Here is an 11499-nt window from a genome sequence, read left to right on the forward strand (position 1 = left end):
CGACTGACCGACCATGGCCCTGGCCTCGCCCCCCGACCTCACCGATCACGCCGTTCCCGTGCAGCCGTTGGCGCGCACTTACCCGCGCGGCTTGTACATCGAACCGCACCGCCATGATTGGGGCCAGTTGCTCTACGCCATGAGCGGCGTGATGTGGGTGGAAACCCCGCGCGAAGCCCTGGTGGTGCCGCCCCAGCGTGCGGTCTGGCTGCCACCGGGGGTGGAACACGGGATTCGCGTGGTGTCGGATTTGCAGATGCGCAACATCTACCTGCGCCCTGCGTTGGCGGCGACGCTGGATGCCGAGGTACAGGTGATTGAGGTCGCAGGGCTGCTGCGCGAGCTGATCGTCACGCTGGTGGAGCAGGGTGACAGCGGCGATGGCGCCTACTACGACGCGGTGGTGGGCCTGGCCCTGCTGGAACTGCACCGCGCGCGGCGTTCGTCGATCCGCATCGCCATGCCGGTAGGCGCCGACCGCCGCCTGATCAACGCGTGCCAGGCGGTTATGGCGGCTCCGTCCCTGGCGATTGCGTTCGAGCAGCATGCCGAAGCGGCGGGTGCCAGCGTGCGTACCCTGGCGCGGTTGTTCCAGACTCACTTGGGTATGGGCTTCGCCGAGTGGCGACGTCAGGTGCAATTGGCCACGGCGGTGGCAGCGCTGATCCAGGGGCAATCGGTGAGTAGTATCGCCCGCGCGCTGGGCTATTCGCCGAGCAGTTTCAGCGACATGTTCCGTCGCGAGCTGGGAGTGGCGCCGTCGCAGTACTGCAGTTGAAGAGTTGGCCGAAATCCTGAAGCAGTTGGCCGATACCGGCGCGGCGCGCTGCCTAGACTGGCGGCTTCAACTGACACGGCGTAATCCCCATGGACTATCTGATTTCCCTTGCCATCGGCCTGCTGGTGGGCGTGCTCTACGGCGCCCTGGATTTCCGCTCGCCCGCACCGCCGGCCATCGCCCTGGTGGGCCTGCTGGGCATGCTGCTGGGCGAAAAGCTCTGGCCCATGGGCCGGCATCTGGTCAGCGGCTGGTTGTCCTGAAGCCTTTTCTTCTGCTGGAGAGTGAACATGAACGCATTGCAATTTTCCGCCACCGGCGACCTCGCCGCGCTGCGCCTGGTTGACATCCCCACGCCGGTTCCGGCCGCGGGTGACGTGCTGGTGCAGATCAAAGCCGCCGGCCTAAACCCCAGCGACGTCAAAAACGTGCTCGGGCGTTTCCCCTACACCACTCTGCCACGCATCCCTGGCCGCGACTTTGCCGGCGTGGTGGTGCAGGGCCCCCAGGCGCTGCTCGGCCAGGAAGTGTGGGGCACCGGCCGGGACCTGGGGTTCTTTGCCGACGGCTCCCACGCTCAGTATCTGACCGTGTCGGCCCAAGGCGTGGCGCGTAAACCGGCGCAGTTGAGCTTTGCTCAGGCCGCCAGCCTCGGCGTGCCGTACACCACCGCGTGGGATGCGTTGGAGCGCAGCGGTGTCGGCAGCGGCACGCGGTTGCTGGTGATCGGTGCCAATGGCGCCGTGGGCCGCGCGGCCCTGGCCTTGGGGAAGATTCGTGGGGCCCAGGTACTGGCGGCGGTGCGCCGTGCGGATCAAGTCGAGATGTTGCAGGCCGAGGGGTACACCGCCATTGCCCTGGGCGAGCCTGATGCGCTGGGCGCCCAGGTGCATGGGGTGTTCGAGGGCGGCGCTGAGGTGATCTTCGACACTACCGGTTTCTGGCTGCCGGCGGCGGTAGCGGGTCTGGCCCCGTTCGGGCGCATCGCGATCATCGCCGCGCCTGCGGACGGTCATGTGCAGCTACCGGCCCTGGCCCTGTATCGCAAGGGCGGCTCGGTGGTGGGCATCAATTCATTGCTCTACAACTGCGAACAATGTGCGGTGATGCTCGCGCAATTCGGGCGCTTCTTCGATGAAGGTACATTGCCGTTGCCGACGGGCCTGCGCGAGGTGGCGCTGGCCGATGGGGTGGCTTGTTACGACGCGGTGAACCGGGGCAGCGCGGATAAATTCATTCTGCTGCCGTGAGAGGGCCAGGGCGCTTGCCTGCTAGAGCAAGCGCCCCTCGCGCGGGGCCATCCGCTCAGGCGTCTGGCACCCCTTTTTCCCACGCCGACCAGTTGTTCAAAATCGCCTGCACCAGCGGGTTACCGGCGCGGTACAGGTTCTCCAGCGCCGGCACGAAGCCGCCCTGGTCGGCGTACTTGAGCAGGTTATCCACCTCGCTGTAGCCGGGGTAGGGGCGGTCGAAGTCCGAGCCGGCGCGCACTACCGCCAGGCGCTGGATGTCTACCCGGCCCTCGCGGCTGGCGCGCAGCAGGGCTTCGTAGGTGGAGTTGTCTTCCTGCTGGGTGGTGCAGTACTCGCCTTTGTTGTCGGTCAGCAGCTTGGTCCAGACCTCGGCGCGTTCGCTCAGCCGCGTGCCGGAGAACCAGGTGTTGCCTGCCAGGGTGTCACAGCGAGTGACCTGCGGCGGCTGGTTGGCCGGGGCGGCGGGGTAGTGTTTGCGCCAGGCGGCCGACTCTTTGCTTTCACTCAGTTCGACCTTATGGGACAAGGCAAACGCCTTGGCCTGCAACGCCGGGTTTAGCTCGAATACTTCGGTCTTGTAGTCCAGCGGTGGCTTTTCGTTGGGGCCTTTGGTGTTGATACCCAGGTAACCGGTCGGCCAATCCTTGGGTGCATCCCGTGAATCCAACTCCCATTGAGTGCCGAATTCCACCAGGTAATGGGCCCACGCGGCGGTGCCGAGGGTGCCGTGCTTGGGGCTGATACCGGCGATACCGGCGACCAGGAAGTAGCTCTGGCGCAGGTCGAACTGCGGCGACAACGCCAGGGCCAGGGTGGACGCGGCGGCGTTGGTCTGACCCATGCCGGTGACCAGCAGGCACACATCCTGGGTGTTGCAGCGGATCACTGGATATTCGGCCGACAGACCCGGCACGCGCACTTCCTGCTTGAGCGCCAGACGGTCGATCCAGGTTTGCGCCTCGGGGGCGAACATGGTGATCAGCATCACTTTGGGCTTGATCGGCGCCTGTGCCAGCGCCACAGGGGCCAGCAAGGCGAGGCCGATGGCGATTGAGAGGCGGTTGAATACATTCATCGAGTGCTCCTTAGATCAGAATTGGTAGCCCACGCCGGCGTAATAACCCCAGCCGTCGGAACGCGCGCGGAAGTTGCCTTCGCCGAAATTCAACTCGCTGCCGTCCTCCCAGTTGCCGCCGTTGTGAAAGTAGCGGCCGACCAGGGTGAAGCGCAGGTGCGTGAACGAATACAGCAGCACGTTGGTCGCCACCAAGGCGTTGGCGGTGCGCGCCGGGTTGTCCTTGTGCAGGTCCGAGCCGAAATCGTAGTTGGTGAAGCCGATGTAGGTCAGCGAGGCGCCGTTGTCGAACTTGCCGATGGGCACGATGTACTTCATCTGCGCGCGGTAGCCGTCCCAGGAATATTCGTTGCTGGCCCCGTAGTTTTCCCACTGGTAGCGCCCGTAGAAGTTGGCCGACAGGTTGACCCGCGAATGGGTCTCGATGTCGGTGCCCAGCCCGCTGTACAGCGTATTGGCGCGGTTTTCCTTGTTGCTGCCGTGGTCGTAGATCCAGTCGAACGCCACGTACCATTCCTTGAACGGGCCGACGGCCAGGCTGCGGCCGGCCAGGTAGTCGATGGAGATTCGCGGTTCGTGCTCCATGAACACCGGCGAGCCATGGTCCCATACGCCTTTGTCATTGCTGTTACCGATGGTGAGGATCTTGGGCACATCGATATAGCCATACAGCTCGAACGGGCCTTTGCGGCCGAAATACTCGTATTCCAGGTAGATGTCATCGGTGGGCTTGGGGCCGAAGCTGATGTCTTTACTGCCGATCAGCGTGAGGTCCTGGTTGAACCAGTCCGACAGGTACACGCCTTTTTTCGCCGGGCTGGCTTCGGGGGCCAGGGTTTCGCCCTGTGCTGAGTCATCGGTGGGCTTGGCCTGCGCCAAAATGGGTGCGCTGAGTAGTCCCGTAACGGCGGCCAGTAGTACAGAAACAGCCAAAGGAGCGGGGAGCCGAGAGGTGCGATGCATTGAAAATCCCTGTTCTTGCGCGGTTTGAACCCGATTCTTCGGGCAGCTCGGAACTTGTCTGGCAAGTTCTTAGCGCAAACGTTTGCACAGGCTGTACCAACTTTGGTTAGCGCACTGAAATAACTGGGAAATTCGGTTAATAGTAGACCTGTTGATCAACATTGGCTGGGTGTCATTTTTTGCTGCTGTCGAACAGGTGCACGGCGGTGTCGCGCCGATAGTCGCTGGGGGTTTGCTGCATCTCGATGCGAAAGTGCCGGTTGAAATTGGATAGGTTGGCGTAGCCCACTTCAAAGCAGATATCCGCCACCGACATCTCGCTTTGCAGCAGCAAGCGGCAGGCGCGCTGCACGCGAAATTTGCGCATCAGGTCGATAAAACCATGGCCGGTGTTGCGCTTGAAAAAACGCGAGAACCCCGGCTCGCTCATGTCCAGCTGACGGGCGATTTCCGACAGGCGCACGTCGCCGGTCAGTTCGCGCATGAGGTAGTCGAACGCCTTGTGGATGCGTTCGGCGCTGCGTGCGTCCAGGGTGGGGGCGTAGCAGGGGCTGGCCAGGGTTTGCATCTGATGCGTCGGGGCGTTTTTCAAGGTGTCGAGCAATTGCAGGAACAGGATCAAGCGTTGCAGGCCATGGGCGCGACCGATGTCTTCCATCAGGCACGCGGCCCGCACGGCGGTGTCGCCGCTGAAGGCCAGGCCGCGCCTCGCCTGTTCGAACAAGCGTTGTAAGTCGCCGAGTTCCGGCAGGGTGTTGCGCAAGGCGAGCAGGGCAGCCCCGTCGAATTGCAACACCACGTCGCGGCCGGCCAGGTATTCGCCGGGGGCGAGGTCGCCGATCCAGTCGTGGGGCAGGTCGGGGCCGATCAGCGCGACGTGCCCGGCGTTGAACGCACCAATGTAATCGCCCGCCACCAACTTGCCGCTGCCGTGGCGGATCAGGTGGATTTCAAACTCGGGATGATGGTTCCAGCGCGCCAGTTCATAGGGATAGTCGTGTTCGAACCAGCGAAAGCAATGGTCCGGCTCGGGCAGGATCACTTCGCGCTCGGCGGGCCGATGTTCGAACAGGGTGGCGCGGCTGACGGGCATGGGGATGCCTCTTGTTGGAGGGGAATGCCTAAAAATACGCCGCTGGTCACCCGTGCGCTACCCGCGCCTCGGCCCGCCACTGATACTTTTTTGCCTCTACGCCAAGGGTTAAAAAAGTACCAGAAGGGCATCCGCCACGGGTTTGTGAGGGCGTGACCAAGCTGCTGTAATCGGCGCTCAACAACAAAAACAACAGGTGGAAACCGCCATGCTCCCAACCTGCAAAACCACACTTGCCCATGCGTTGTTCGCGCTCAGCGGCCTGGCCCTGGCACTGCCCAGCCAAGCTGCCGACACCGTGACCATCGCCACCGTCAACAACAGCGACATGATCCGTATGCAGCGCTTGTCCAAGGTGTTCGAGCAGCAGCACCCGGACATCAAACTCAATTGGGTGGTGCTCGAAGAGAACGTCTTGCGCCAGCGCCTTACCACCGACATCGCCACCCAGGGCGGGCAGTTCGACGTGCTGACCATTGGCACTTACGAGACGCCGTTATGGGGCGCCAAGCACTGGTTGGAGCCGCTCACTCAACTGCCGCCCGACTACGATGTCGACGATATCTTCCCCTCGGTGCGTCAGGGCCTGTCGGTCAATAACACCCTGTACGCCTTGCCGTTCTACGGTGAAAGCACCGTGACCTACTACCGCACCGACCTGTTCCAGCAAGCCGGGCTGAGCATGCCCGCGCACCCTACCTGGAGCCAGCTCGGCGAATTCGCCGCCAAACTCACCGACAAAGCCCAGGGCCAATACGGGATGTGCCTGCGCGGCAAAGCCGGTTGGGGCGAGAACATCGCACTGCTGAGTACCATGGCCAATGCCTTCGGTGCGCGCTGGTTCGACGAGCAATGGACGCCGCAACTGACCAGCCCCGAGTGGACGGCGGCGGCCAATTTCTACGTTGACACCCTCAAGCAGTACGGGCCGCCGGGCGTGTCCAGCAATGGTTTCAACGAAACCCTGGCGCTGTTCAACAGCGGTAAATGCGCGATCTGGGTCGATGCCAGCGTGGCTGGTTCTTTCACCACCGACAAAAGTCAGAGCAAGGTCGCCGACCGCGTAGGTTTCGCGGCGGCGCCCACCGAAGTCACCGACAAAGGCTCTTCCTGGTTATACGCCTGGTCATTGGCGATTCCGGCCACGTCCAAGCACAAGGATGCGGCCAAGGCCTTTATCACCTGGGCTACGTCCAAGGAGTACATACAATGGGTCGCCGATCAAGACGGCATCACCAACGTACCGCCGGGCACCCGCCAGTCCACCTATAGCGCGGCCTATCTTAAAGCTGCACCGTTTGCCCAAGTGACCCTGGCGATGATGCAACACGCCGACCCCGCCCATCCGTCGCTTAAACCGGTGCCGTACGTGGGCATTCAGTACGTGACCATCCCCGAGTTCCAGGCCATCGGTACGTCGGTCGGCAAGCTGTTCTCGGCCGCGTTGACGGGCGGCATGTCGGTCGACCAAGCCTTGCAGCAGGCGCAAACCAGCACCGAACGCGAGATGAAACGCGCCGGCTATCCCAAATAATGATCAGGACATCACCATGAAACGACTCGACGGTAAGAGCGCGTTGATCACCGGCTCGGCGCGGGGCATTGGCCGCGCGTTTGCCCAGGCCTATATCGCGGAAGGCGCCACGGTCGCCATCGCCGACATCAACCTGCAACAGGCGCGGCAAACCGCTGCCGAACTGGGCCCCCAGGCGTATGCGGTGGCCATGGATGTGACCGAGCAAGCCTCCATCGATGCGGCCATTGGCGCCGTGGTGGCCCACGCCGGCAAGCTGGATATTCTGATCAACAACGCAGCATTGTTCGACCTGGCGCCCATCGTCGACATCACCCGCGAAAGCTTCGAACGGCTGTTCTCGATCAACGTCGCCGGCACCCTGTTCACCCTGCAGGCGGCTGCGCGACAGATGATCCGCCAGGGCCACGGCGGCAAAATCATCAACATGGCCAGCCAGGCTGGACGGCGCGGCGAACCGCTGGTGGCGGTGTACTGCGCGACGAAGGCGGCGGTGATCAGCCTGACGCAATCGGCGGGGCTGAACCTGATCCAACACGGCATCAACGTCAACGCCATCGCCCCCGGCGTGGTGGACGGCGAGCACTGGGATGGCGTCGACGCGCTGTTCGCCCGGCATGAGGGCCTGGCGCCGGGCGAGAAGAAAAAACGCGTGGGGACCGAAGTACCGTTCGGGCGCATGGGCACTGCCGAGGATCTGACCGGCATGGCGATCTTCCTGGCGACCAAGGACGCTGATTACGTGGTGGCCCAGACCTACAACGTCGACGGGGGTAACTGGATGAGCTGAGCCAGCCGGGCAGCCAGGCTACTCGGCAAAACTGCGATCAAAAAAGTACACCGCCCCAGGCTTCAGTTGTTGCAGCGTCGCCTGGGGCCTGCCGCCTTCGCCCGGCTTTTTACGGCCAGTCTCGCGCAGGTAGCCCGCCTCGGTCAGCTTCAACAAACGCTGACGAATACTGGTCTTGAGCACCGGTCTGCCCAGTACCACGGAAAAGATCGCCGTCGCTTGCGGCGCGCTGAATTCGTGCCCGAGGAACATCAACGGCAAGCTGCTGTATAGCGACTTGGACAACAACCGCTCCAGCACGGCTGCGACGATCAGGTTGTGATCGAATGGCAGCCGGATCCTGCCGTCCGCCACGGCATTGAGTGAAAACCAGCCCTGACGCTCACCCAGGCTGACCTCACCCGCCACGATTGCCAGGTAATACGTCGACGACGACCAGCAGCGCGGGTCGCGAAACGCATCGCCCACCGTGCCGACCTGTTCGCACCAGGCCAGTTCCAGGCCGACCTTGTCACTGGCGCGCAATCGCTCCACGGCATCTTTGAGGCTCAGATCTTGCACGTCGCCATTGACCACCACCCCCGGAAGCGCCCAGTGCTCGGCGAACGGTTCGGCTTCGCGCTGATTCAGCAGCAGTTTGATCTCTCCCGACTCGCGGCAATAAAACAGCACGCACAGGTCGACGGTGTGGAGGTAGGGGCTGAGTGACATGGGGCTTCCTTCTAAACAGCGGTGGGGCACAGTCTAACGGATCGAAAAAATATGTCATGTACTTGCGCCCATACATATTAATAAATGTTTCTTGCAATGAAAGTACATGACGTGTACTTTTGTTTCCACGCCACAGGAGAACCGCCATGACCCTTTCCAAAACTGCCATTGCTTCATTCGACGTCGATGCCCAGAAAAGCTTTACGCCCCTGTGCCCCAACGAGTTGCCCGTGGCCGGCGGTGATCAGATCGGTGCCGAGCTGAACTACATGGCCAGCCTGGTCGGCCATCGTATCGGCAGCAAAGATGCGCACACCCCTAACGCTCCGTGGGTGGTCCAGCAGCAGAGCGACATGATGCAAGCCACCGGCCTGGAGCACGCCGACCTCACCTGGGTCAGCCACTGCGTGCCGGGCACCGAAGGCTTTACCTTGCTCGACGAACTGCCCACCCCGTATGACTACGATTACTTCGTCTGGAAAGGCGTCGAACCCGACCTGCATCCCTACGGCGCCTGTTACCACGACCTGCACGACAAGCTGTCCACTGGTGTCATCGAATATTTGAAAGCCCACGGCGTGGCCCGTGTGATCGTCGGCGGCCTGGCCCTGGATTTCTGCGTCAAGACCACCGCCTTGCAACTGCTCAAGGCCGGCCTGGAAGTGGTCCTGCACCTGCCGGCGTGCCGTGGGATCAGCGAGGAGGGCGGTGTGCAGGCCGTCAATGAGTTGCTCAAGGCGGGGGCCGTTATCAGCCGCACCCGCGAAGAACTGGCCGCGATGGCCACGCGTTAAGGAGAGACACCATGGAAAGTGCATACGACTACGAATCCCCGGTGATTCAGGGCTTGCTCGACACCGACTACTACACCTTCACCATGATGCAAGCGGTGTTGCACCAGCACCCCAACGTGGATGTCGAATACAACTTCATCGTGCGTTCCAAGGAAAAGCTCGGCCACTTGATCCCCGAACTGCGCGCCGAGCTGGAAAAACTCGCTGGCCTGCAAATGCGCGAAGGCGAGCTGCGCTTTTTGTTCAACCCGCGTTTTCGCGAATACCTTACACCCGACTACGAGCGCTTCCTCGGTCTGTTCCGCTTCAACCTGCGCTATATCCATGTGAGTGAAGCGGACGGCCAGCTCAACATCCGCGTGATCGGCCCGATGCTGCACTGCATCATGTTCGAGCAACCGGTGCTGGCCCTGGTCAGCGAACTGCGCAACCGCGATAAATACCCCGACGTGACTCTGGAAGACGTCACCCGCAAGCTCTATCAGAAATTCGACTGGCTGGAAAAAAACCTCAGCCGCGAGGAACTCGCCGACCTGCGGGTGTCCGATTTTTCCACCCGTCGGCGCCTGTCGTTCAAGGCCCAACGCGAAGTGGTAGACATCATGCGCCGCGATTTCCCCGGCCAGTTTGTCGGCACCAGCAACGCCCACCTGGCCTACGAGTTTGACCTGCCGCTGATCGGCACCATGGCCCACCAATGGCTGATGGTGCACCAGCAACTGGGGCGCCTGCGCGAAAGTCAGAACGCCGCGCTGGAAAATTGGGTACGTGAATATCGCGGCCGCCTCGGCATTGCCTTGACCGACTGCATCAGCACCGATTTTTTCCTCAAGGATTTCGACCTGTACTTCGCCAAGCTCTACGACGGCCTGCGCCAGGACTCCGGTGATCCCATCGTGTGGGCCGATAAAGTGCTGGCCAGATACAAGGAACTTGGCATCGACCCCATGACCAAAGACCTTATGTTTTCCGATGGGCTGAACTTCGAAAAATGCCTGCCGATCCTGCGCCACATTCGCGGCAAGGCCCGCTTCGGTTTCGGCATGGGCACCAGCCTGGCCTGCGATGTGGACGGCGTGGAGCCGCTGAGCATTGTGATGAAACTGGTGCGGGTCCACGGCGAACCGGTGGTGAAGTTTTCCGATGACCCGGTGAAAAACGTCTGCGAAGACGCCTCGTTTTTGCAGTACGCCGCGCAAGTCTTCAACGTTGGCAAAGTGGAGGTGTGACATGCAAACCCAGGACCGCATCGCTCAGGAACTGAACATCAACCGCGCGCTGGTCAAGGGCGGTGAGCCCCAGGAAATCCAGCGTCGCATCGATTTCATCAAACACACATTGCGCCAGTCCGGCTGCACAGCGCTGGTGCTGGGCATCAGCGGTGGCGTCGACTCGCTGGTGGCAGGCCGCTTGTGTCAGCTGGCCGCCGAACAACTGCGTGACGATGGTTATCCCGCGCGGTTTATCGCCATGCGCCTGCCTTACAAGAGCCAGGCCGATGAGCACGATGCTCAGGCCTCCCTGGACTTCATCAAGCCGGACCAGATCGACACCCTGAATATCGCCGCCAGTGTCGACGGCTTGATGGCCAGCCTGGCGGCCAGCGAAGCCAGCGCTGCGCAGGTGGATTTCATCAAAGGCAACGTCAAGGCCCGTGCCCGCATGATCGCGCAGTACGCCGTGGCCAACCTGCACAACGGCCTGGTGGTGGGTACTGACCATGCCGCCGAAGCGCTGATGGGCTTCTTCACCAAGTTCGGCGACGGCGCTTGTGACCTGGCGCCGCTGTCCGGCCTGACCAAGACCCAGGTACGCCTGCTCGGCACCGCACTGGGCGCCCCGGCCAACCTGGTCAAAAAAGCCCCCACCGCCGACCTCGAAGAACTGGCGCCGGGAAAACTGGACGAAGTCGCTTACGGCTGCACCTATGACGATATCGATGCCTACCTGATGGGCGAACCCGTCAGTGAGCAGGTACGCACGATAGTGGAAAGCGCCTACCGCAAGACCGCACACAAACGCGCGCTGCCCATCGTCCCCCTCTAACCTCGTACCCTGTCCGGGACGAGTGGGCTTGCTTATGGTGAACAGGCTCGCAAGTGGTGAGCGAGCCCCCTCCCACAGTTAGATTCCTCTGAGCGAGCACCCGGCAACTCGGTGCATTTGGCCCCATTCCAGGCGATGTGGTTTAGCTGACACACCGAGGTGCCTGGGGTTGGGGCTGCTTCGCAGCCCAGCGCGGGGCAAGCCCGCTCACCACAGCAAGCCCCCTCCCAGAGTTAGATTCCTCTGGCCACCCCCCGGCAACTCGGTGCATTTGGCCCCAATAGCCATAGATCTCTACACACGTTTTAAGGCTGAAATAGCTCTGTGGTGAGCCCCTCCCAGAGTTAAATTCCTCTGGGCCACCACCCGGCAACTCGGCGCATCTGGCCTCAATAGCCATAGATCTCTACACACGTTTCTAAGGCTGAAATAACTCTGTGGTGAGCGGGCTTGCCCCGCGCT

At 62.2% G+C, this 11499-nt stretch carries 12 protein-coding genes; 8 read left to right on the forward strand and 4 right to left on the reverse strand.

The genetic code is table 11. The annotated features are described in order from the left end of the window. Positions 1 to 13: 13 nt before the first annotated feature. From ABX75_RS25710 to ABX75_RS25715, 3 genes are all read left to right on the forward strand, one after another. Positions 14 to 778, forward strand: a complete 765-nt coding sequence (locus tag ABX75_RS25710) for a helix-turn-helix transcriptional regulator (protein WP_047882903.1) — start codon at positions 14 to 16, stop codon at positions 776 to 778. Positions 779 to 867: 89 nt separating this feature from the next. Then, positions 868 to 1041, forward strand: coding sequence for a DUF1427 family protein (locus tag ABX75_RS28835; protein ID WP_080758717.1), 174 nt, complete (start codon positions 868 to 870; stop codon positions 1039 to 1041). A 27-nt stretch (positions 1042 to 1068) separates the two neighbouring features. After that, a complete protein-coding gene (locus tag ABX75_RS25715) occupies positions 1069 to 2028 on the forward strand; it encodes a zinc-binding alcohol dehydrogenase family protein (RefSeq protein WP_047882904.1) in 960 nt (319 codons plus the stop codon). Positions 2029 to 2083: 55 nt separating this feature from the next. Here the strand turns inward: ABX75_RS25715 and ABX75_RS25720 are convergent, their stop codons facing one another. The 3 genes from ABX75_RS25720 to ABX75_RS25730 form a co-directional block, all read right to left on the reverse strand. Continuing rightward, positions 2084 to 3106 (reverse strand): purine nucleoside permease, encoded by a 1023-nt coding sequence (locus tag ABX75_RS25720; RefSeq protein WP_047882905.1) that lies wholly within the window; start codon positions 3104 to 3106, stop codon positions 2084 to 2086. 15 nt (positions 3107 to 3121) lie between these two features. After that, a complete protein-coding gene (locus tag ABX75_RS25725) occupies positions 3122 to 4069 on the reverse strand; it encodes a nucleoside-specific channel-forming protein Tsx (protein WP_034096946.1) in 948 nt (315 codons plus the stop codon). A 172-nt stretch (positions 4070 to 4241) separates the two neighbouring features. Beyond that, positions 4242 to 5162, reverse strand: coding sequence for an AraC family transcriptional regulator (locus tag ABX75_RS25730; protein WP_047882906.1), 921 nt, complete (start codon positions 5160 to 5162; stop codon positions 4242 to 4244). A gap of 208 nt (positions 5163 to 5370) precedes the next feature. Between ABX75_RS25730 and ABX75_RS25735 the strand changes: the two genes are divergently transcribed. Then, complete coding sequence (locus ABX75_RS25735; RefSeq protein WP_034096948.1) at positions 5371 to 6696, forward strand: sugar ABC transporter substrate-binding protein; 1326 nt, start codon at positions 5371 to 5373, stop codon at positions 6694 to 6696. Between the two features lie 16 nt (positions 6697 to 6712). Continuing rightward, a complete protein-coding gene (locus tag ABX75_RS25740) occupies positions 6713 to 7486 on the forward strand; it encodes an L-iditol 2-dehydrogenase (protein ID WP_047882907.1) in 774 nt (257 codons plus the stop codon). An 18-nt stretch (positions 7487 to 7504) separates the two neighbouring features. On the opposite strand, the gene ABX75_RS25745 is transcribed toward ABX75_RS25740, so the two are convergent. After that, the gene (locus ABX75_RS25745) at positions 7505 to 8197 is read right to left on the reverse strand and encodes an NUDIX hydrolase (RefSeq protein ID WP_034096950.1); all 693 of its coding nucleotides are present in this window, start codon (positions 8195 to 8197) and stop codon (positions 7505 to 7507) included. A 146-nt stretch (positions 8198 to 8343) separates the two neighbouring features. Between ABX75_RS25745 and ABX75_RS25750 the strand changes: the two genes are divergently transcribed. Genes ABX75_RS25750 through nadE form a run of 3 tightly spaced genes read left to right on the forward strand, consistent with a single transcriptional unit; the run spans position 8344 to position 11037 of the window. Next, on the forward strand, positions 8344 to 8991 hold the full coding sequence (locus ABX75_RS25750) for a nicotinamidase (protein WP_034096951.1): 648 nt from the start codon (positions 8344 to 8346) through the stop codon (positions 8989 to 8991). Between the two features lie 11 nt (positions 8992 to 9002). After that, a complete protein-coding gene (gene pncB, locus ABX75_RS25755; protein WP_047882908.1) occupies positions 9003 to 10220 on the forward strand; it encodes a nicotinate phosphoribosyltransferase in 1218 nt (405 codons plus the stop codon). Position 10221: 1 nt separating this feature from the next. Further along, a complete protein-coding gene (gene nadE / locus ABX75_RS25760; protein ID WP_034096953.1) occupies positions 10222 to 11037 on the forward strand; it encodes an ammonia-dependent NAD(+) synthetase in 816 nt (271 codons plus the stop codon). The last annotated feature ends 462 nt before the right edge of the window (positions 11038 to 11499 follow it).

The organism is Pseudomonas sp. ARP3 (assembly GCF_001029595.1).
In the GTDB taxonomy this organism is placed as follows: Bacteria; Pseudomonadota; Gammaproteobacteria; order Pseudomonadales; family Pseudomonadaceae; genus Aquipseudomonas; species Aquipseudomonas rhodesiae.

Coding starts and splice junctions, on each gene's coding strand:
- ABX75_RS25710 (WP_047882903.1), top strand. CDS start 14: ATGGCCCTGGCCTCGCCCCCCGACCTCACCGATCACGCCGTTCCCGTG.
- ABX75_RS28835 (WP_080758717.1), top strand. CDS start 868: ATGGACTATCTGATTTCCCTTGCCATCGGCCTGCTGGTGGGCGTGCTC.
- ABX75_RS25715 (WP_047882904.1), top strand. CDS start 1,069: ATGAACGCATTGCAATTTTCCGCCACCGGCGACCTCGCCGCGCTGCGC.
- ABX75_RS25720 (WP_047882905.1), bottom strand. CDS start 3,106: ATGAATGTATTCAACCGCCTCTCAATCGCCATCGGCCTCGCCTTGCTG.
- ABX75_RS25725 (WP_034096946.1), bottom strand. CDS start 4,069: ATGCATCGCACCTCTCGGCTCCCCGCTCCTTTGGCTGTTTCTGTACTA.
- ABX75_RS25730 (WP_047882906.1), bottom strand. CDS start 5,162: ATGCCCGTCAGCCGCGCCACCCTGTTCGAACATCGGCCCGCCGAGCGC.
- ABX75_RS25735 (WP_034096948.1), top strand. CDS start 5,371: ATGCTCCCAACCTGCAAAACCACACTTGCCCATGCGTTGTTCGCGCTC.
- ABX75_RS25740 (WP_047882907.1), top strand. CDS start 6,713: ATGAAACGACTCGACGGTAAGAGCGCGTTGATCACCGGCTCGGCGCGG.
- ABX75_RS25745 (WP_034096950.1), bottom strand. CDS start 8,197: ATGTCACTCAGCCCCTACCTCCACACCGTCGACCTGTGCGTGCTGTTT.
- ABX75_RS25750 (WP_034096951.1), top strand. CDS start 8,344: ATGACCCTTTCCAAAACTGCCATTGCTTCATTCGACGTCGATGCCCAG.
- pncB (WP_047882908.1), top strand. CDS start 9,003: ATGGAAAGTGCATACGACTACGAATCCCCGGTGATTCAGGGCTTGCTC.
- nadE (WP_034096953.1), top strand. CDS start 10,222: ATGCAAACCCAGGACCGCATCGCTCAGGAACTGAACATCAACCGCGCG.